We start from the raw sequence: 22122 nt of genomic DNA on the forward strand, positions 1-22122 counted from the left end.
TATCTAGTCCCATTCATCTAATTTCTGGCTTACCTCGTGCTGGCTCAACGGTGCTAGCTGCTTTACTTCGGCAAAATCCTCGCTTTCATGCGGGAATGACATCGCCTGTCGGAGGGTTAGTCAACCGAATGCTGGATGCGATGAGCGAGGAGAATGAGTTCTCCGTGTTCATTTCTCCTGAACAAAGACAAGACCTAATTCTCAGTATATTCTCTGCTTATTATCAACAGCAAATTGCTGAAAATAAAGTCATCTTTGATACCAATCGTCTTTGGTGCAGCAAATTACCTCTGATTTGTCAGTTATTCCCAGAAGCGAAGGTGATTTGTTGTGTGCGTAATGTTGCCTGGGTGATGGATTCTCTCGAACGATTGGTTCGGCGGAATGCGTTTGAAATTTCTAGAATGTTTAGAAATCGGGCTGAAATTTCAACGGTTTACAGTCGCACAGAAGCCTTAAGCCAAGGAAATCGCTTAGTGGGTTTTGCTTATAATGCTTTGAAAGAAGCGTTTTATAGTGAACAAGCTGATCGTTTGCTGTTGGTAGATTATGAATTTTTGGCGATCGCTCCTGAGCAAACGTTATCATTAATTTATCAGTTTATAGGAGAAGAACCGTTTAATCATGATCTAGAAAGTATCGAATATGAAGAACCCGAATTTGATCGAAAGCTGAGAACAGAAGGTTTACATACTGTCCGTTCTCGGGTAGAATTTAAACCTCGTAGAAGTATCCTCCCCCCAGACTTATTTGAGAGATTTAGTCAACTTTCTTTTTGGACAGATACAACGAATAGTGTAGCTAATGTTATTAATTTTAAAACGTCTTCTAAATAACTGGAGTTTGGTGAAGCAGCTAGACTGATTTTGCGATCAAGAAAAATTCGCAAAACAACATCTATATTTACCGATCACAAATTATTTTCCTCATCAAACTGACTTCAGTTTATTAAATTTTTTACAGGGTGTCTTTCTCCTTTTTAAATAGCCTCACTGCTAATAAATGTGAGGTTAATAGGTTCTGTTTAAACTTATGTTTAAGCAAATTCAGTGCATCTACTCTATCTCACTAAACATGACTATTTTGACCAGATGCCATGACCATGCAACTACTCTTTATCGATTCTGCTGTCCAACAACCTGAATATTTAACTCAAGACTTAACTCCAGAGTCTCACCCTAATCTACATAGCTTTATTATCTCACCTCAAGCCAATTTTATTGCAGAAGTTACACAAATCTTAACTAAATATTCTCAAGTCAACGCCATACATTTTGTATTTCATGGAGAAGATCATACCCTACAATTAGGTCAGATTAATCTCACTCCAAAAACCCTCGAAACCTATGCACCCCTACTCAAACAATGGCATAAATTTTTGACTGCTGATGCCGATATTCTCCTGTACGGATGTAACGTTGCTAAAACTCCGAAAGGTCAAGAACTTGTTCATCAGTTCAGTCAACTCACTCAAACCAATATTGCGGCTTCCACTCACTTAACCGGAAATGCTGAACTTGGCGGTTCATGGGACTTAGACTATAAAACAAAACCCGTTAAAACACCCATTGTATTCAATCAAAAAATACAAGAATCCTATCCGTTTGTGCTTGCCACTTTTGATGTTAATCAACCTACAGACGATGGCACAGGAAATTTACCCGGAACTTTAAGTTGGGCAATACAACAAGCCAATGAAACAGCCGGAGATGATACCATTAATTTCAATACCAGTGTCCGATTAAATTTAGACCCTAGCCTCAAACGAATTCAGCCATTAATTGATAGCAATATCAACTTTATTGGCAATAATAAAACGATTAGCGGTGACAACGATAACGACGGAGTGATAGACCTCAACGGCGAAGACCGTCCTTTATTCTTCATCAACTCGGGAGTGGTCAGCTTTGAAGACCTCATCCTCACAGGTGGAGTTGCTAAAGGCGGAAATAGCCTGTTTGGGGGAGGAGGTGCCGGACTTGGGGGAGGGTTATTCATCAACTCCGGCGATGTCACCCTCGACAACGTTACCTTTGAGGAAAACTACGCAATTGGGGGAGATGTCAACTCTGGGGGTTATGCTGGCGGTGGTCTCTCTGGTGATAACATCAACTTTACTGGAGGCGGCTTATTTACAGATGGCCCTGCTGAAAATGGCAGTGGTTTAGGCGAAAATGGCGATTTTGGTGAGGGGGGTCGTTTAGGTAACGGTATCGCTGCTGGAAATGGCGGTTTTGGTGGGGGTGGTGGCTATGGCCACAACGCCAACGGTGGAAATGGCGGTTTTGGTGGGGGCGGTGGCTTCGGCTCCAACGCTAACGGCGGAGATGGGGGTTTTGGCGCTGGCGGAGGACGCGGTAGTATCACTCCGGGTCAAGGCGGTTTTGGCGCTGGAGATGGAGGTGAGTTTGCTGGAGGTGGAGGCGCAGGTTTGGGGGGTGCGTTATTTATCCGCGAAGGATCTCTAACCATTCAAAACAGCACTTTTAGTAAAAATAGCGCCCAAGGCGGTGAAGGTCGAGACGGTTCAGAAGCAGGTCAAGGTTTAGGTGGGGCGATTTTTGTTCCTGACGATACGACTAATTTACCTAATTTACCCACATTATTGTTATCGAATGTGACGTTTAGCGACAACACGGCAAGCAATGATACAAATAGCGAGAGTAATAACGATAACATCTACGGTGTTTTTACAGAACCAGTTATCGAAAATCCAGTCCCAGAAAATCAACCCCCGACGTTTGTTAATAGGTTAAATCTATACGACAACTTTGAGGTTACTCCTGATGATTCCACCGCTACAACAAACGGTTCATGGTTAGCTTTTGGTAATCTTTTTCCGGGTAGCGTTACACCTACAGCTAATGGAAATTTTACCACATTAGATAGTACATCTGAGTTAGATTTATTTGCAGGTTATAGTAACTATAATCTAATGTCAGATGACTTGGTAAACACTGCTTTTCCGACTCTTGATCCCGATACAGGTTATACTCTAAGCTTTGCCGCGCAAGTCATTTCCGAAGATAATATAGACAGTGATAAAAATGCAGATGGTAAAAGTGATCGGGCTGGGTTTAACGTTACTGTTATTAGTAGTGACGGCAAAAATGGGATTGAATTAGGGTTTGAAAATGATCAAATTTGGGCGCAGGAAGACGGAACAACCCAAGATGATCCTTCTGCTGAACCGAACCCGAATGAACCTAACACTTTTGATCGCACTTTATTCACTCAAGCAGAAAGCGTCATATTTGACACAACTAACCGTTTAGTTCAATATGATCTAACCATTCTCGGTGAAACTTATACCCTTTCTGTGGATGGGAATTCTATTCTATCAGGTCAATTAAGAGATTACACTGCATTTAATGATCGTCCCGATCCTTACGAATTGCCTAACTTTATTTTCTTGGGTGATCATACCACATCAGCACAAGCCAAAGTTCAACTCGGAGAAATTTCTGTTACTACAGCAGCCAACGATACAGATTATTCGTTTGAGTTAGTCGAAAATGCAGCCAATGGATTAGTAATTGGTCAAGTTTCGGCGACCGATCCAGATGGAGATAATCTCACCTATAATATTACCACTGGGAATGATAGCGGCATTTTTGCAATTAATTCTGATACGGGAGAAATTAGCCTTGCTAACAACAATAGTTTAGATTTTGACACTGAACCGACTGCATATTCTCTAACCGTTGAAGTGAGTGATGGTTCCTTAACTGATACGATTGATGTTGCAGTTAATTTAACCAATGTCAACGAGGTTCCCGATAATTCCGGGGGTGAAACTGACGGGGAAACTCCCGAAAATCCCGATAATCAAACTCCCGAAGTTCCCGATAATTCCGGGGGTGAAACTGACGGAGAAACTCCCGAAAATCCCGATAATCAAACTCCCGAAGTTCCCGATAATTCCGGGGGTGAAACTGACGGGGAAACTCCCGAAAATCCCGATAATCAAACTCCCGAAGTTCCCGATAATTCCGGGGGTGAAACTGACGGGGAAACTCCCGAAAATCCCGAAACAGCGGAAAATCCAGATCCGGAAGAAAACCCGGATTCTGAAACTCCCGACAATTCCAATTCAGAAGATAATAAAAATTCTGATAATTCCGGTTCAGAAAATGGGAATAACGGAAATACAAACAATCCAATTCGGGGTGGCATAGATACGCAAAATCCGGGAAATCTCAATTCAAACCCCGGTAATTCCGATACGGGAAATAACAACAATACACCCGAAAATAATAACGAAACTGATCAAGAAACAGCCATTCCTCGGATAGAAAATTTTGATCCATCTTTAAATTATGATCCGACAGACTTCATCTCATTAATTAACTTTCCGAGTCTAAAACCCAACTTAATCCGAAATGAACGCAGTCGAGAAGCGACCTCTCAAGGAGACAACCTCGAAGCAACTTCGGAAAATCAAAAAGTGTTTGGTTTAGAAGGAGATGACAATATTTACGGAACGTCTGCATCCTTGGAAATCTTTGGAAATATGGGAAATGACTACATCGAAGGTCAAGCCAGTAGCGAAACCATTTACGGAGGAGAAAATAACGATCAAATTAAGGGTGAAAATGGCAATGATACCCTGTTTGGTGACAAAGATAACGATATCATTACAGGTGAAAATGGCGATGATGTTATCTACGGAAATACTGGAAATGATACCCTAGAAGGCGCTCAAGGTAACGATTCTTTATATAGTGGTCAAGATAATGATTTGGCTAAAGGTGGTGTCGGTAATGATCTCGTTTTTGGGGATATCGGGGATGATATTGTTGAAGGAAACGAAGGAAATGACACTCTCCACGGAAACCAAGGAGTTGATACAATTTCTGGTAATGATGGCGATGACTTGATTTACGGGGGTCAGGGAAGTGACCTGCTTGATGGAAACAACGGTTCAGATACTCTTTTCGGTGACAATGGAGATGATACCCTCGATGGTGGTTTCGGAGATGATACCCTCATTGGAGGGAATGGTGATGATTGGTTAGTTGGCGCCTCTGGAAATGATACGCTAACAGGTGGAGAAGGTCGTGATCGCTTTTATATTAGCACCAATTTTGACCGTAATTTGATCACTGACTTTGACGATGGTCTCGATAAAATTGCCTTGACTGGAGGGTTAACGTTTGACCAATTAGAGATAACCTCCGACAACGGTTCAACCCTGATTAAACTCGCAGACACTCAAACAGAATTAGCAACATTGTTAGGCGTTGATAGCAATGCAATCACTTCTGATGACTTCCTAATTGGATAATCATTGATTCTCTTGTTTGTTATTCTCCCAAACACTGGGGGGATATTTTTTTCGAGACCTCAATCAGATTATCGCCCCAAACTCTAATTATTGGCTTGTTTTTTAATTCCTTAAAGTGTTTTATATTTTGATTTACTTTATCTAATCCTTGTTTGACTCATTGAAATTTTGAATTGAGTTTTTGTACTGTAAAATCATTGTTTTTAACCGCTTCCAATGGGTTAAGATAGTTTTGGATTCTATAATTTTTGATGTTCGCCAAGCTTCTCCCAAGTTAGTAACAGTTAATCCTTTGCAAGCCCTAATATGGGAAAATTAGATAAAATTTAACATCAAAGCTAAAAAACAGTATTTCTTTCACTCCTCTGCTGAACATTCATTGTAACCGCTAAAATTTAAAAATAAGTTCTCAGACTCAAACATTCACAATGACTCAAACTTCTCCTGTAGACTTTCAAGACGAATTTGATATTGTAGTTGTCGGAGGCGGACATTCCGGTTGCGAAGCCGCCCTCGCCTCAGCCCGTCTGGGATGTCGCACCCTGATGTTAACCTTAAACCTCGATAAAATTGCTTGGCAACCCTGCAACCCTGCCGTTGGGGCGCCGGCCAAGTCCCAACTCACCCACGAAGTGGACGCTTTGGGGGGCGAAATTGGCAAAATGGCCGACCGAACCTATCTGCAAAAACGCCTGTTGAATAACTCTCGTGGCCCCGCAGTCTGGGCATTACGCGCCCAAACAGATAAACGAGAATATGCTGCGGTGATGCGAAATATTATTGAAAATGAAGAAAATCTTGCCATCCGCGAAGGCATGGTAACAGACGTTGTATTGGGTGAAAATGATGAAATTATTGGGGTAAAAACTTATTTTGATGTGGCGTTTAAATGCAAGGCGGTTATTCTGACAACCGGAACATTTTTGGGCGGCGTTATTTGGGTGGGAAATAAGTCAATGTCCGCCGGACGTGCGGGGGAATTTGCTGCGGTTGGTTTAACAGATACGCTGAATAAGTTGGGCTTTGAAACCGGACGGTTAAAAACAGGAACTCCCGCCCGAGTTGACAAACGTTCGGTAAATTATAGTCAGTTAGAACCGCAACCCGGAGATGAAGAAGTACGCTGGTTTAGTTTTGACCCGGAAGTATGGGTTGAACGAGAACAAATGTGTTGTTATCTAACTCGAACCACCGCAGAAACCCATCGAATTATTCGGGAAAATTTACATTTATCTCCCGTTTATGGCGGTTGGGTAGAAGCGAAAGGGCCGCGCTATTGTCCGAGTATTGAGGATAAAATTGTGCGGTTTGCCGACAAAGAAAGCCACCAAATTTTTATCGAACCGGAAGGGCGAAATATTCCCGAATTGTACATTCAAGGATTTTCTACGGGTTTGCCGGAAAAACTGCAATTGGAAATGTTACGGAGTTTACCCGGTTTAGAAAAGTGTATTATGTTGCGTCCGGCTTATGCGGTTGAATACGATTATTTACCCGCAACTCAATGTTATCCAACGTTGATGACTAAGAAAGTTGAAGGGCTATTTTGTGCAGGTCAAATTAATGGAACAACGGGTTACGAAGAAGCCGCAGCCCAGGGAATTGTTGCCGGAATTAATGCGGTTAGATTTGCGCGAAATCAAGAGATGATTGTTTTCCCCCGCGAAGGCAGTTATCTCGGCACTTTAATCGATGATTTGTGTACAAAAGATTTGCGCGAACCCTATCGAATGTTAACCAGTCGTTCGGAATATCGGCTGTTATTGCGTTCGGATAATGCCGACCAACGGTTAACGCCATTGGGCCGAGAAATTGGCTTAATTGATGACCGTCGCTGGCAACTTTTTGAACAGAAACAAGCGAATATTATCGCCGAAAAAGAACGCTTACATTCGACCCGAATTAAAGAACGGGATGAAGTGGGAATGGCGATTGTTTCGGATACACAGCAAAAAATTAAAGGTTCAATTACATTGGCTGATTTGTTGCGGCGTCCGGGATTTCATTACGTTGATTTGGAACGGTATAATTTGGGAAACCCTGATATAGATGGGGTGGAAAAAGAAGGTGCAGAAATAGAGGTGAAATATTCCGGTTATCTGCAACGCCAACAAAATCAAATCGACCAAATTAGCCGCCACGCCAATCGAAAATTACCCGAAAATATTAACTATATGGCGATTGAAACGTTGTCAATGGAATCTCGGGAAAAGTTAACCAAAGTCAAACCGTTAACGATTGGTCAGGCGTCTAGAATTGGCGGTGTAAATCCTGCGGATGTTAATGCGTTGTTGATTTATCTGGAACTCCAAAACCGTCAACAAACGTTAACGGCGGGAAAATAACAAAAATGGGTGTGTTTAACTGCGGTTGATACACCCAAGATTATATTAATAATACCATGAACAAAACGCCAGTTATTCCCGCTTATAACTTAACGCTTTACGATGTAGAAACCCGATTTAATCTTGAGTTTTTGCAAGAAGATAGCTTCTTTCTAACTTGGTTGGATGATATCCCCGAACTAACTCCCGAAGAAAAACGGCGTTTGGATAGGGTCAAACAGCAATATCTCTATCTCGCCAAACGGGAAATGTTGGAGGAAGTTGTTAAAATTGTTGTGGTTTCGCCGTTGCTTGACCTCGCCGGATTTTTTAATTCTCCCTTTTCTATTGCTGCGGAAAGAGAAGTTCAAATTGATGACGAAGTTAACGGGGATAGTATTCGCGGAAAAATCGATTTTTTGGTGTTTCAGGGAGAATTTTGGATTGCTGTTATTGAAACTAAAAGAACCAAAGCAGATGTGATGGTCGCACTTCCCCAAACTCTCGTTTACATGGTGGCGAGTCCCAACCTAGAAAAACCTGTTTTTGGATTGATGATTAACGGTCGAGAAGCGGTTTTTATCAAACTGAGTCGTGAAAATAAAGCCGAATACAGCTTATCCAAATCCTTTTCGATTTCCAACCCCGGAAATGAGTTTTATGATGTTCTCAGGGGATTGAAAAAAATCGGTCAATCGTTAATCTGAACACATATTCCATATCCATTTTATCCAACTTCTCACCGTTTGAAAACGTCTATTTTTGGTTTTATCACCATAATTTAAGCTTGACATTATCTCGCTGACTTTATCTTTTTGAGGAATTTCTCCGGTTTGAAGCGTCATTTCAAAGGTTTTGTAGAAAACGGGATATTTTAGAATCCTTTGAATGAGTGAAAGAATCTTTGACTTGTGCTTCTTATTCATTAGACTTCTTCCTTCCTCCGTCAAACAAAAAGTAATCTCTTTACTTCCTGAATTTTTGATTTTATCCACCAAACCCAAGTATCTACCCGCATCAGTATAATAGTTTGTTTGTCTGGCTGTAAATTGATACTTGGTTGTAATTTCATCTTTGGTTAAATCATTCTCATAAAGCAGCGTCAATAAATCTACCACGCGGTTAAAATCATCCGCTTGCGGAAATGTAACATCCGGTTCACAGACAACTTTAACAGAGTTAAATACTTCTGAGATATCGTCTCTCGTGATTTCTTCTGGACTGATGATATAATTTTTCTGCTGAATTAACCGGATAGAGTTGTAATCTGATAAATTCTCGAAATCGTACAAAAAGAAGCTGAATTGATTGGTTGAATTTGAAAACGTCATCAAAGCAACCAACACTTTTTTATGAACTTTACTCGACCAAAGCCGATAAGGATAATACAGTTGTCTAATTAAAAAATCCTCCACACCATACATTTTGGCTTCAACGATGAGAAAGTATTCTTCAGTTTCAAACCCCGCATCGATTTCACACTGAGAGTTATTAACCTCCAGTAAATAAGGAGAGTTACTCGATAAACTGTTAATCGAAAAATCAAAACGACCCGCAGACATCCGACCCGAAACCGTATGAAAAACTTTATCTATTTCTGCGTCCAAAATATCGGCAATCATCCCCGCATGAAAAGCACAGTTTATCGCCAAACTTTCAGACGATCAAGTTTCATAGTCCAAGCTTTCAATATAACTCGGAAATGTTACCGGAATCGGTTCGATTTCAGGATGATAATTTACCCGAAAATAAGCATCAAAATGTCCTAGAATATATCGAGAACGAGAAATAGGAAGGATAGACAGTGAATTTTGTTGAAAAATTCGGGGTAAATTAACGTGATGGTCAAATTTTGCCATTAACCGACTTTCTCGGAATTGATTAATAGTTCCGGCGTCAATTTCAAAGCTACCCCGTTCGGAAATATTTTCTAGAACTTGATATTGTTCAAATATCTTTTCCCATGCGATATCGTTTTTAGTTAAGTTTTTTTTGCTGGAATCACTCATAATTTTTTACCAAAATCTCATCAACCCTACCCCGTTTTTTAGCATTAGAATTAATCGCCCGAATTGCAGAAACTCTAAATTGTCTATAATCCTTGTACAAATCAACAATAAAATCCGTATAAGCATTACTCAACAACACATAACACCCTTTTTTATCCAAGTCATCAACAGTATTTTTTAACCGTTCCTGTTCGCTGCGGTTAAACCCATTAATATCATAACCCGTAAAAGAAGCGGTATCGGAAACTGGGTCGTAGGGAGGATCAAAATAAATAAAATCTCCTTTTCTAGCCGTTTTCACTGCTGTTTCAAAGTCATTATTGAGAATTTCAACCTGATTTTTATTCAGATAACTACTCACCGCTCGCAACACCGCTTCATCTAAAATATTGGGGTTTTTGTACCGACCAAAAGGAACGTTAAACTGTCCCCGAGAATTCACCCTAAACAGTCCGTTATAACAGGTTTTGTTTAGATAAATAATTCTGGATGCTCGTTGAACTGGGGTTTTCTTTTCAAAGCTTCTTTTGCGGTCTAATTCCCTCATTTTATAGTAGTAATCTTCTTGATTTTTATGTCTTGCCAAATCTTCTATCAATTCATCAACAGAATCTCTAATCATTCTATAACAGTTAATCAGTTCTCCGTTACTATCATTAATTACAGCATTTTTAGGTTGTAAATCAAATAAAAAAGCGCCCCCACCTACAAAAGGTTCATAATAGGTTTTGTATTTTTTGGGAAGATGTTCTTTCAAGACGTTAAGTAATTGTCTCTTTCCTCCCGCCCACTTCAAAAAGGGCCTAACTAACGGATTTTTGGGTGAAGGTGAAACTCTATTTTGTAATTGTTTTTCAGCAGATGACATTTTTATTCAGAAGTAACAGCTTTAAAATTATAGAGGATTTTTTCGTCAATGTCACGGATACAAAATAATATTAACTTGAATTTCCTGGTGCAATCAAACGTTAAAATAATTCAAGAATTAATCACCCTTTCTACAACACTCATAAAAGCATTATTAGATAAACTCATTTGATCACTCCGTAAATTTACGCAGAGTCCCTGAAAATTTAGCACTACCAAAATTTCAAAAGTTCCGCAAAATTGCTGTGGGTTTTCCCGTGAAAATTGTCTATCTTGGATATAGAGTTTCCAAGATTCCAATGCCAGTTAGCACTTCCGACATACCTATTCTCATCCGTACCCTCAGACAACGCCTCGGCTTGTCACAGAGGAAATTAGGAGAGAAGCTTGGGGTTGTATTTCAAACCGTCAATAACTGGGAAAATGGTCGCACTAAGCCTACTCGTATGGCGATGATGCTGATCAAACAAGAGCTGGAACAGATGGGTGAGGAAGGAACAGACTTATTAGAGCAGTATTTTGGTGAGTAACTCAAACCCAAAAAACTTGCATCTAGTCAGTCCAGGTTAGATTTGATTACAAGACTACTACAAAACGTTATTTTATAAGTTGAGGTTAGCCATCATGTTAGTATTTACTGGAAGATTAGCTTTATTCTGTTCTCTCTTAGTTTTAAGAGTCATCGAATCACTATTAAGTTTGACCATTAGAGCGATTCTATTTTCGTTGGGTTTGGCTTGGAAAAACTTCAGTCTTTTAATTCTTAATTTTCAATCTTCGTTTCTTCATAGTAAAGCGGATATTTAGTGCTAATCCCTGACAAACTTAAATAGATATATACCCTCACTAATCAACTTTGATCTCATTGCTTATCATCTTTTCGGGGCGCCGCGTTGGCGCCTCTATTTTTTTGTCCTCAAGTCAAGAGGGACTCCTGAACGGCTTTATTTTTTGTAGATTTTAATCCGCTTGCAAGGAACAGCGATCGCGATTATAAGTAATATAGAGTATCTGCTTATATTTACCTTGAGCTGTTGTGATGAGTTGTCGTCTGTTTTTTCCCGTCTCGGTGTTATCTGTCGCTCTCTGTGTTAACTTGAGTGCCTGTTCTCCTCAAACTGCCCAAAACCAAGCAACCACAGGTGATACAGACAACTTAAAAATGTTGTATTGGCAAGCCCCAACCATCCTCAACCCTCATCTCGCCACGGGGTTCAAAGACTTTGACGCCGCCCGTATTGTTTACGAACCCTTAGCCAGCTACGATCAAAATGATCAACTCATTCCCTTTTTAGCCGCAGAAATTCCCACCGTAGAAAATGGTGGAATTGCTAAAGATGGAAAATCTGTGACTTGGAAACTCAAACAAAATGTCAAGTGGGCTGATGGTGAACCGTTTACCGCAGAAGATGTGGTTTTCACCTATGATTTTATTAGCAATCCTGATGTGGCTTCGGCAAGTTTAGAGTATTATTCAACAATTGAAAAAGTTGAAGCTATTGATGATTATACCGTAAAAATTACTTTTAAAGATGTTAATCCGGGTTGGTCGGTGCCGTTTACAGGTCAAAATGGGATGATTTTACCGGAACATATTTTTGCGGAATATAATGGCGCCAATATTCGAGAAGCCCCAGCGAATCAAAAACCGATTGGTACTGGCCCTTATCAAGTTGTTGAATTTAAGCCCGGAGATATTATTATTTATGAACCCAATTCTAATTATTGGGATGAAGGAAAACCTTATTTTAACAGAATTGAACTCAAAGGCGGAGGTGATGCGGTTTCAGCAGCAAGAGCGGTACTGCAAACCGGAGATGCTGATTATGCTTATAATTTGCAAGTGGAAGCGAATATTTTAAAACAGTTAGAAGCGGCAGGAAAAGGAAAAGTGGTGACAAATTTTGGGCCGTATGTTGAACGAATTATGATTAATTTTACCGCTCCAAACCAAGCCACAGCCGACGGAGAACGTTCAAGTGTGAAGTTTCCTCATCCCTTTTTGAGTGACCAAAAGGTTCGTCAGGCGTTTAATTTAGCAGTTGATCGCGATACAATTTCTAATCAACTTTACGGCCCAACTGGTCGCCCGAGTTCTCAACTTTTAGTCGCGCCCAAAATCTACAAATCTGATCAAATTACTTCTGAGTTTAACTTAGAAAAGGCTGCAAATTTATTAGATGAAGCAGGCTGGAAAGATAGCAATAGCAACGGAATTCGCGATCAAAATGGCGTAGAAATGCAGGTTGTCTTTCAAACTTCTGTGAACCCAGTCCGACAAAAAACCCAAGAAATAGTCAAACAAGCGTTAGAATCAATCGGAGTAGGAGTCGAACTCAAAAGCATTGATGCAAGTGTATTCTTTTCTGGAGATCCCGCCAATACAGATACATTAAATCATTTCTATGCCGATTTACAAATGTTTAATACAGGCAATGATAGTCCCGATCCCCAAGCCCATATGAAGTGGTGGACTTGTGAAGAAATTGCTCAAAAATCTAATAATTGGCAAAAACCAAACTATGGTCGTTATTGTAATCCCAAATATGATCAACTCTGGCAACAGGCGAGTACAGAACTAGACCCCAACAAACGGGCGGAACTCTTTCAACAGATGGATGAATTGTTACAAGCAGATATCGCCGTCATTCCGATTGTTGATCGGGCAAATACTCAAGGCGTTAGTAATCGTTTAACAGGCGTTGAACCGTCACCCTGGGATGCGAACACTTGGGATATTAAAAATTGGCAACATTCAACCCCTTAAACTTCTACCTCCCCATTTTCCTCATATAATAAAAGGACGCAAGCAAGAGCGTCCCTACAGTACACCACAGGAAGGTTGATCGAGTTCTCAAAAATAAAGATAGACTAATTTAAGGATAAAAACTCAACTTCGGGAGTCCCAAGGTTTCATCCCAACCCATCATTAAGTTAAGACATTGTACACCTTGTCCGGCTTGACCTTTAATTAAATTATCAATTACCGACATCACAATCACTCGATTTGTGCGTTGATCAACTTCGACTCCCAGATAACAAAGATTCGTTCCACTCGCCCATTTAGTTTGAGGATAAGTTCCACTCGGTAACACTTTCACCCAAGGAGAATTCCGATAAAAAGCGGTATAGATAGTGATCAAATCTTCCCGAACTAATCCCGGATCTCGAAGCGTTGCATAAACCGTTGCTAAAATTCCTCGCGCCATCGGAATTAGATGGGGTGTAAATTGAACTTTAAGATCATGTCCGGCAAGGTCACTACAAATCTGTTCAATTTCTGGAGTATGGCGATGATGTCCTGCGACTCCATAAGCTGAAATTGCATTATCGGCTTCTGAGTGTAAAAGATTAGTTTTCGCTTGACGTCCGCCCCCAGAAGTCCCGGATTTCGCATCAATAATCGCGCTATCTGTTGCAATCAATCCTTGCTTTAATAACGGAGATAATGCCAATAAACTCGCCGTTACATAACAACCCGGACAACCAATTAATTGGGCTTGAGAAATGCGATCGCGATAGAGTTCTGGTAAACCATAAACCGCTGTCGAAGCAATTTCTTTATCATCCCGTTCGCTACCATACCATTTTTTATAGGTATCGAGGTTAAAAAAGCGATAATCAGCCGAAAGATCAAGAACTTTGCATCCCTTTTCCAAAAGTTGAGGCGCCATCTTCAAAGCTAAACCATTGGGCAGAGATAAAAACACAACTTGACACTGACTCGCTATATGATCTAAATCAATGGGTTCCACCATCAAATCAATACAGTGACTCAAGTGAGGATATAAAGTATAAAAAGGCTTTCCGGCGCTGCTATCTCCTCCGAGATAAACAATTTTCACATTGGGATGATCTTGTAGCAGGCGTACAAGCTGGACACCACCATAACCGGAAGCCCCAACTATCCCCACTGAGATCTGTTCTGCATCTCCCATATTTTCTAACTCCTGTGTGATGTGAGACAACAATAACCTAGTTTATGACGCATTGTAATATCAAATTGTTATATGATGCCGTATTCTGTTCAAGTTTGGAACTTCCCCAAATCACTCAGTAGTCAGACCAATCCAACGAATTTGAGTATTCTCTTGAAGTCCGCCTGGGGAGGATGTTAGAGATTGAATCCCATCTGTTGTAGGGTTTGACGCAGACGTTCGGCTTCAGTCGGATCGCTTTTTTGATGGAGGGCGACCGCCGTTTTCAAAGCTTCTAAACCACTCAGCACTTTACCCGCACTTAAAAGGGCGACTCCCAAATTCTGATAAGCTTCCGCATAGTTTGGATCAAGTTGAATCGCTTTTTGATAGGCGGCGATCGCTTCGGCATAGTCTCCCATTGCTCTGAGAGTCATCCCTAAGTTATAGTATCCTTGGACAAAATTTGGATCAATTTGTAATGTCATTTCATAGGCGGCTTTGGCTTCTAGCAAATGTCCGGTATCTTTTAATAAATTACCCAAATTATTATAAGCACCGAGTTTCAGTTGCGGAAGAATATTAGCCTTGATCGCGATTTCGTAGTAATGTTTAGCTTCGGCTAGATTTTGTTTCTTGCGATGGGCAATTCCGAGATGATAATGAAGTTCATAAAACAGAGAATCATCCGCCTCTGCTTCCTCATATTTTGAATATAAATTGAGTTGTTTGAGTCCTTTGGTTAGCAACTGTAAGCCTTTGGCAATCTCTCCCATATCCACATATAATGCTCCCAATTTACTCGCCACATAGGGATCACTAGGCTGTTCGGCGAGATAGGATTGCATGGCTTGTTTAGCAATTTGTTGTTTATTGCGTCGGGCGATCGCATCCGCTTGATATCCTTCATGCAAAATCGCCACATCTGCTAAAGAGCCTATTTTCCAGCGACCTTCCTGTTTTAAAAGCTGGTTCACACTATCATCAATCAGAGCATGATAAGGACGATTGAACTGTATTTTGGGATGATTTCTAAACAGTCTAGAAATTAACGAATACGGAGATTGAGATGCCCCAATTTCTTGTCTAACTAAGTTAATCACTAAACAGTCTTCCTGAGTGATCGCTTGCTTAATTTGAGGAACAATACTTGAGACTAACCTTTCATCCGCATCCAGCACTAAAATCCACTCTCCCGTCACATATTTTAAAGCAAAATTACGAGCTACCGCAAAGTCATCACACCAGTCAAAATAATAAACTTGCGCCCCCCATTCTTTGGCAATTTCCGTCGTTCTATCGGTTGAACCTGTATCAAGTACCACCATCTCATCGACGACACCCTTAACACTTTGCAGACATTGCGCTAAATTCTGCTCTTCATTTCTCACAATCATGCAAAAACTCAAACTCATAGACTCACGTTACCTTGACTTCAGTTGTGGACTCAATACACAATACTCTAGCCTCTTTTCAATCTATTCTTTGACTAAAAAGAGACAATACATTCGGTCATAAAAAACCCCCCACTACTATAAATAACGTAATGAGGTCGTCTGTTGTTGAGTCATAGATGACAGATACTCAAACTTTTTTGATCAATAATCGTTGTTAAAGATCTATCTTTAGATAGTAGAACATCACTCCGGTAAGACCATTACCTTATCAATCACATGAACAACTCCATTATTCGCCGGAATATCCGCATCAATGACATTTGCATCCTCCACCATTACCCCATCAGACTCGACATCAACATTCACCGAACTTCCTTCAACGGTTTGTACTTCCCCAGAAGGTAATTCCTCTGATGTTACCTCACCGGGAATCACATGATACTTCAGCAAATTTGTGAGTTGTTCCCTATTCTCCGGTTTCATTAACATTTCCAGCATTCCACTGGGTAAATTTGCAAATGCTTCATCCGTCGGTGCAAAAATCGTAAATGGCCCACCTTCTTTGAGTTGATCGAGTAATCCTGTTACTTTTAATACAGTTGCGAGTGTGGTGAAGCGAGAATCTGACAAAAGAACGCCGATAATATCTCCACTAATAGAGTCTCTAATTTGACCGGGGAGATCTTCAAAACTTTGAGTTAGGATCAATTCTTGGCTTTTTTCTGCGGCTACCGCTTGATTTAGAGTCGTAAATCCCGGTATATTAATGATTGTAATTGCAATCGCGATCGCTCCAATTCTACTCACTGTTTTATACTTCTGAAAATAATATTGAGTTATCATTTTATTCTCCTGATTGTCAAAATTAAATTGATGGAATAGACCATAAAACCCCGTAACTATTTCTAGCAGTACGGGGATTTTATAGCACTACGCGAATACGTGTTTGACATTTCTAAATCCTAAAACCCCTTCCCAGTCTACTGTTCCCTGATCCGGTGTTCCCTGTTCCCGATTCAAGTAGCGCTATACCTGTTTATACCTAAAACTTGTGACTTGAACTATTGCGGTAAAATCACTTGATCAATCACATGAATTACCCCGTTACTCGCCGGAACATCTGCTTTAATGACGTTGGCTTCATCGACCATCACGCCAGAATCAACCTTCACCATCACCGAACTTCCTTGAACGGTTTGTACTTCCCCAGACTCAAGTTCACCCGAGGTAACTCGACCCGGAACAACATGATAAGTCAAAATCGCAATTAATTGATCTCTATTCTCCGGCTGGAGTAATTCTTCTAAAGTGCCTTCGGGTAAAGCCTCGAATGCTTCATCTGTTGGGGCAAATACGGTAAATGGCCCATCTCCCTTGAGCGTATCAATTAAACCTGCGGCTTCTAACGCCTGTGCCAAAATAGTGAACTGACCTGCACTGGTTGCCGTTTCGACAATATCTCCTGCCGCTGCTTGAGTTTGTCCGCTTTGAGACGTTTGACCACTTGTCGGCCCGCCCCCTGCCTTGGCGACTTCAGATAAACCAATGAGAGTGCTTGCAGCGATGACACCCACCAGAGCAACTGTCTTGAATCCCTTGAAACGATGGAAAGTCGTCATAATAACTCCGTGTCTTTTGTAAAGATTTGTCAAAGCAATATTTAAGATTGTTCACAAAATATTAAAAAATGTCAAGCTAATTCACACAAATTTTTTCTAACTCTATCTTTTGAGAGAGTCAAGAAAAAATCCGAATTTTACTTTAGACTTTGTTTGCTATTAATTGGTTCAAATAAATTTAATCAAAAGGGATAAATTCTCTCCAAAGAGCGAACCTTATCTCAATTTGCATCTATTTTTCGTTTTTTTTGGTAATGATTGGGCTTAAAGTTGAGTCTCCGGATTGTTAGGTTCTGTAACTGAATTTACCGTTGAACCGTTGCCAAACTGATAACTCAACACCTCAATCACCGAACCTTCAGAGGGCAAATTTCCAGGTTGGAAAGTAACTGTATCGCTCGCCACTCTCTGCACAGGAGTTTCCCCCATCACTTCGATAAAATTCTCTAACGGCACCAGATCACAAGTTGCCGGATCAGCGGCTAAAGTTTTATAGTGCATGGGAATGACCACTTTAGGATTGAGAGTTTTAATGATTTGTTTGGCTTCTTCCGGGGTATAAGACTTCGGGCCACCTCCGACGGGAACAAACATCACATCTGGACGACCAATGAGAATCCGTTCCTCAATATCAATTGGCCCGGCGAGTCCTCCTAGATGCAGAATTTTGATTCCGCCTTGTTTCCACATCCACGCCACATTAGTCCCGAACCGACGCCCTTGTTGACGATCTTTAATCGTCCGAATTCCTTGAATTTGAGAGCCGTTAAACTGATAAACTCCGGGTTCGTAGAGTAACGCCGGATTTCCTGAAAATCCATCAATAGACCCTTCATCGAGTAAGCGACTACTGATCAAAACCAAATCAGTATTCAGCTTCGGATCACGATATCCCGCAGTACAGCCAATTTGACGGAAGGGGTTGATCAAAACTCGTAAACCGCCACCCGTAAAGAAATAACAAGTATGACCCAGCCAGCGTACAGTTAAGCCACTATTGGAGTTGGGAGTTTGAGCAATTACCGATCGCGATCGCGATATCCCCAGAGTTGTAACACTAGCTAATGCACCAGTTTGCAGCAGACGGATAAATTTTCGCCGTTTCATAGAAAGCGAGGATGAAAAATCAAGGACAAACAGAAAGCAATGAGCTAAACTTCCGACAGAGATCGCAGGAAGTTTTTGAGAAGCTGTTTACCACTGGTGGTTAAAATGCTCTCTGGATGAAACTGGACGCCTTGCAGATGAGGATAGTTCCGATGTCGGACAGCCATAATCGTACCATCGTCTATCCAAGCCGTAATCTCCAACACCTCCGGGCAAGTTTGACGGTCAATCACTAAACTATGATAGCGAGTCGCGCTCAAAGGATTTTCTAACCCTTGAAAAACCCCCTGTCCGGTGTGATGAACTGTAGAGGTTTTACCGTGCATTAGTTCCGGTGCAGAGACGATTTTCCCTCCAAACACCTGACCTAGACTTTGATGACCTAAACACACCCCCAAAATGGGTAATTGGGGGCCTAAGCGTTCGATTAATTCCAGGGAAATCCCCGCATCATCTGGACGACCTGGCCCCGGAGAAATAACCACACCCTGGGGTTGAATTTGGTTAATTTGATCAACGGTAATTTGATCGTTGCGGACAACGCGAACCTCAGAAGCAACGGGGAACTCTGCACCCAGTTCACCTAAATACTGAACGATGTTGTAGGTGAAACTGTCATAATTATCAATCACAATAATCAAGTACCAACTCCTACTGTCACTAGCCCCAGTTGCACCAAGAGCGGAGGGATGAGTAACATCATCGCTACTAACAACGCGGCGATCGCAAAGATTAACACCGCTCCTGCGGCACAGTCTTTCGCAATTTTCGCGAGTTCGTGGTAGGACTGACCAACGGTTAAATCAACCACAGATTCAATCGCTGTATTTAACAGTTCCATCGCCATCACTGCTGCAATGGTTAAACCGATCACCGCTAATTTTACCGAAGACAGATGCAAAAAAAAGCCCAAGCCGATCGCGAGGGTACCAATGACAGTATGAATGCGAAAATTGCGTTGAGTTTTGTAGGCGTAGGTAATGCCTGTCCAAGCGTATTGAAAACTCACCAACAGATTAGAAGCAACCGTCCAAGAGGAACTAGAGCGGCCATTGTGTGAACTCACAGGAGGTTCAGGAGCCGTATTCATCTTCGCCGAACGATGTTGAGAAACCGAAAGCAATCGGGCTTGGAGCGGTGCTACAGAGGGTTCATTTAGATTCATTAGGCATATATCCTTCACTGGGTACTGTTGAGATATTCAAATAAATTTTGCTATCGAGGTTTGAAGAAATTTAACACGTTGCCAGAAATTTAACACGAATCTTGATCGGTTTTTACGGATTGAGAGCCGTCTTTCTGGTTTCATGCCGATCCAGAAGGTATCGTTAGTAAAGTTTTCATCGTTAAATACACTACTCCAAATACACTCCTCTCTAACACAGGCTTCAGACACTTCTTCCTTGATTGACAACGGGAGTCCGTGAATATTCTACTAAATTGACATTTTCGAGCATCGTCTTATTCACTTTCAAACCGACTGATTGCAGCATGATCGCCTGCTGATCAAGCATTTGGATCAGTGTCCTGTCATCAGGATGATCCCAACCCAAAAGATGCAAGAGTCCATGAGCCGCCAGCCATCCGAGTTCAATCTTCAAAGGATGTCCCTGTTGTTGGGCTTGTCGAGCCGCCGTTTCTACAGAAATCACCAGATCACCCAGATAAAGAGATTGAGATGTAAACATCTCCGAGGCTGGAAGTTGAGGGCAACTCTCCTCCAATGTAGCAAAGGCTAAGACATCTGTCGGTACATCTAGGGAACGATATTGAGCATTGAGTTGTTGGATTTCCGTATTATCCGTCAGACGTAGACTCAACTCGTAACTTCTAACTTGCGGAATATTCGGATTTAGCATGGAAAACCATTGAGTGAACCATTGTTCCCACGTTTGAGGGGAAATGGGAGAGGAGAGATCTTCCACAAAGACATCGACAGGCGACTTCTGCTGTTTTGGGGCGGTTTCTGACTCCTCACTCAACCAGAAACAGTCTTGAACATTAACTTCTAGTGAAACTTGACTCATTGATTCGCGCACCGATGCTCACTGATTCTGTCGCAATTATAAGGAATCAGGTGGGGAAATTGTCGGAAAAATTGATCAAATTTACAGTCTAAATTTTTTGCTCAATTTTCCCCTATTGATGCTTTCCCCTGACCTCATTCGGGATCACGTCTTGTTATCGGGTGATATAAGATACACCGACTAGAAAACCCAACAGCGTGATTGCGGTTAACGAAAAGTGAAATAAAGACTTACCGCCTTTTCTCACCATATTTCGCATTGCCAGTTTGACATAACTCGGTTGCGGTTCGGTTGTTTTTGGAGTCTCAACAGCATCAGGGGTTTGAGTCGGGGTAGAAGAGGGAGTTGGTGTAGAACTCATATCAAAATTGATGATTATTTTAGCGAAAGGTTGATCAAGACATCTGATTAGGATACTAACAAAGTTAACGGTTTTCTCTTGCGTTTGCTAGTTCCGGTTTGCGAAAATACCGAACACTGGAATAAAAAATTACTTCTCGGTTTCCACTAATTCAGTATTAATCTCGTTGATCGGTTTCCGTTTAAGTTCTACCGACTCCGATCGCGGAAGTAAATCAAATACTTTGCGAAACTGATCGTCAACTTTCTCATAGGCGACTAAACCCACTTCATCTAAAACGATTTTACCGGATTGATCAATTAAAACTGTTTGAGGGACAAAACCTCGATAGTAGTGGGCGGGATCGCTTTTGTCTTCTGGGGTTTCGGGGGGAATTGCATCCACATTCACCGGAATAAAATCCGCCGCTCTCCCGTAAAATTCTTGAAGCTGCGAAACAGTCGTCGAAAATTGTTTACAGTCACGGCTATCATCGAGGAAAAAGACGAGTAACGCGGGTTTTGAACGTTTGAAAGACTCCGCTAGGTTAACTCGGGGCGGAACTAAAGAACCATTTCCCCCATACAAGGCGAAAATATTCCCATCAAAGCGATCGTCGTCGATATTCGCCCACGCAGGGGAAACCGCCATCATAAGCCCCAGACTCAGGGTTAGACAGAGGACAGTCAGGCGAGTCAAAAAAGTTCGCCCCTGACGGCTTAGAAGCGGTTTGAACATTCGAGAAACAGGTTTGAAAACAATCATCAATTCGTTGATAGCCAGTAAAGAATCGTGGGCTTATACTATTGTTAGATTTTCTTTGATGATTGTAAAGGCGCGATCGCATTTTATCCGCCTGGGTTCGCTGGGTTGTTCTCTGGGGAGTGAGTTTCTAGTTTAAATCAATTTTTTGACTGCATCTTTTCAATAGCAGTTCGGGTTGGAGAACTGTTTTAACCTTAACTTCATTTGGACTCAATCTTATGAATAGTGCAACGGTTTTACACCTCAAAGGTGAATTTGAAAGTTTGTTGGACTCGATGAACACGTTCTGCGAACAGCCCCACGCTATTGAACCGCAGACTATCGAGCAAATTAAAGGATTTTACAGTAAACTTCTCTGGATTAATAGTCCTCTTAAAAATGAACAAAAAAATCATCAAGCCTTTGGTGAACTAGATAAACAGTGGTTGATAGCCAATGAATCCGAGGAAAACACCTGGTATCA

Annotated in this window: 20 protein-coding genes; 7 read left to right on the forward strand and 13 right to left on the reverse strand. The window is 41.3% G+C overall.

Translation table 11 applies throughout. The features are described 5' to 3' along the window. The 4 genes from M595_RS23895 to M595_RS23910 all read left to right on the forward strand — a co-directional run. Positions 1-836: sulfotransferase family protein (locus tag M595_RS23895; protein WP_023069113.1), on the forward strand; the 836-nt coding region annotated here is incomplete at its 5' end. Between the two features lie 260 nt (positions 837-1096). Next, positions 1097-5287, forward strand: coding sequence for a choice-of-anchor Y domain-containing protein (locus tag M595_RS32790; protein WP_083492872.1), 4191 nt, complete (start codon positions 1097-1099; stop codon positions 5285-5287). 428 nt (positions 5288-5715) lie between these two features. After that, positions 5716-7632 (forward strand): tRNA uridine-5-carboxymethylaminomethyl(34) synthesis enzyme MnmG, encoded by a 1917-nt coding sequence (gene mnmG / locus M595_RS23905; RefSeq protein WP_023069108.1) that lies wholly within the window; start codon positions 5716-5718, stop codon positions 7630-7632. Between the two features lie 56 nt (positions 7633-7688). After that, positions 7689-8318, forward strand: coding sequence for a type I restriction endonuclease (locus M595_RS23910; RefSeq protein ID WP_023069102.1), 630 nt, complete (start codon positions 7689-7691; stop codon positions 8316-8318). Here the strand turns inward: M595_RS23910 and M595_RS23915 are convergent. The 3 genes from M595_RS23915 to M595_RS23920 are packed head-to-tail and all read right to left on the reverse strand — an operon-like array spanning position 8310 to position 10488. Then, positions 8310-9263, reverse strand: a complete 954-nt coding sequence (locus M595_RS23915) for a DUF6997 domain-containing protein (RefSeq protein ID WP_023069106.1) — start codon at positions 9261-9263, stop codon at positions 8310-8312. The genes M595_RS23910 and M595_RS23915 overlap by 9 nt on opposite strands. A gap of 12 nt (positions 9264-9275) precedes the next feature. After that, on the reverse strand, positions 9276-9620 hold the full coding sequence (locus tag M595_RS32540) for a type II restriction enzyme (RefSeq protein ID WP_023069103.1): 345 nt from the start codon (positions 9618-9620) through the stop codon (positions 9276-9278). Continuing rightward, the gene (locus M595_RS23920) at positions 9613-10488 is read right to left on the reverse strand and encodes a DNA adenine methylase (RefSeq protein ID WP_023069112.1); all 876 of its coding nucleotides are present in this window, start codon (positions 10486-10488) and stop codon (positions 9613-9615) included. Before M595_RS23920 ends, M595_RS32540 begins: the two co-directional genes overlap by 8 nt. Before the next feature lie 256 nt (positions 10489-10744). Between M595_RS23920 and M595_RS23930 the strand changes: the two genes are divergently transcribed. Together M595_RS23930 and M595_RS23935 are read left to right on the forward strand one after the other, a co-directional pair. Beyond that, positions 10745-11017: a helix-turn-helix domain-containing protein gene (locus M595_RS23930; protein WP_338041671.1), complete on the forward strand. Its 273-nt coding sequence runs from the start codon at positions 10745-10747 to the stop codon at positions 11015-11017. A 509-nt stretch (positions 11018-11526) separates the two neighbouring features. Continuing rightward, complete coding sequence (locus M595_RS23935; protein WP_023069097.1) at positions 11527-13254, forward strand: peptide ABC transporter substrate-binding protein; 1728 nt, start codon at positions 11527-11529, stop codon at positions 13252-13254. A 109-nt stretch (positions 13255-13363) separates the two neighbouring features. Here the strand turns inward: M595_RS23935 and argC are convergent, their stop codons facing one another. From argC to M595_RS23985, 10 genes are all read right to left on the reverse strand, one after another. Then, on the reverse strand, positions 13364-14425 hold the full coding sequence (gene argC / locus M595_RS23940; protein ID WP_023069110.1) for an N-acetyl-gamma-glutamyl-phosphate reductase: 1062 nt from the start codon (positions 14423-14425) through the stop codon (positions 13364-13366). A gap of 176 nt (positions 14426-14601) precedes the next feature. Next, entirely contained in the window at positions 14602-15819 is a 1218-nt protein-coding gene (locus tag M595_RS23945) for a glycosyltransferase family 2 protein (protein ID WP_040484593.1), read from the reverse strand. A gap of 225 nt (positions 15820-16044) precedes the next feature. Next, positions 16045-16644, reverse strand: coding sequence for a fasciclin domain-containing protein (locus M595_RS23950; protein ID WP_023069117.1), 600 nt, complete (start codon positions 16642-16644; stop codon positions 16045-16047). A 218-nt stretch (positions 16645-16862) separates the two neighbouring features. Then, the gene (locus tag M595_RS23955) at positions 16863-17420 is read right to left on the reverse strand and encodes a fasciclin domain-containing protein (RefSeq protein ID WP_040484594.1); all 558 of its coding nucleotides are present in this window, start codon (positions 17418-17420) and stop codon (positions 16863-16865) included. Positions 17421-17684: 264 nt separating this feature from the next. After that, on the reverse strand, positions 17685-18527 hold the full coding sequence (locus M595_RS23960) for an MBL fold metallo-hydrolase (RefSeq protein ID WP_023069114.1): 843 nt from the start codon (positions 18525-18527) through the stop codon (positions 17685-17687). Positions 18528-18571: 44 nt separating this feature from the next. Beyond that, the gene (locus tag M595_RS23965; RefSeq protein ID WP_023069100.1) at positions 18572-19168 is read right to left on the reverse strand and encodes an anthranilate synthase component II; all 597 of its coding nucleotides are present in this window, start codon (positions 19166-19168) and stop codon (positions 18572-18574) included. Next, positions 19165-19692, reverse strand: a complete 528-nt coding sequence (locus M595_RS23970; RefSeq protein ID WP_023069111.1) for a diacylglycerol kinase family protein — start codon at positions 19690-19692, stop codon at positions 19165-19167. The genes M595_RS23965 and M595_RS23970 overlap by 4 nt, the downstream gene beginning before the upstream one ends. A gap of 223 nt (positions 19693-19915) precedes the next feature. Then, positions 19916-20554, reverse strand: coding sequence for an rRNA maturation RNase YbeY (gene ybeY / locus M595_RS23975; RefSeq protein WP_052001883.1), 639 nt, complete (start codon positions 20552-20554; stop codon positions 19916-19918). Between the two features lie 154 nt (positions 20555-20708). After that, the gene (locus tag M595_RS23980) at positions 20709-20915 is read right to left on the reverse strand and encodes a DUF3285 domain-containing protein (RefSeq protein ID WP_023069116.1); all 207 of its coding nucleotides are present in this window, start codon (positions 20913-20915) and stop codon (positions 20709-20711) included. A gap of 129 nt (positions 20916-21044) precedes the next feature. Then, positions 21045-21548 (reverse strand): thylakoid membrane photosystem I accumulation factor, encoded by a 504-nt coding sequence (locus tag M595_RS23985; protein ID WP_040484600.1) that lies wholly within the window; start codon positions 21546-21548, stop codon positions 21045-21047. Between the two features lie 329 nt (positions 21549-21877). Between M595_RS23985 and M595_RS23990 the strand changes: the two genes are divergently transcribed. Beyond that, on the forward strand, positions 21878-22122 hold a 245-nt coding region (locus M595_RS23990; RefSeq protein WP_023069119.1), incomplete at its 3' end, for a hypothetical protein.

This window comes from Lyngbya aestuarii BL J, from assembly GCF_000478195.2.
Classification (GTDB): domain Bacteria; phylum Cyanobacteriota; class Cyanobacteriia; order Cyanobacteriales; family Microcoleaceae; genus Capilliphycus; species Capilliphycus aestuarii.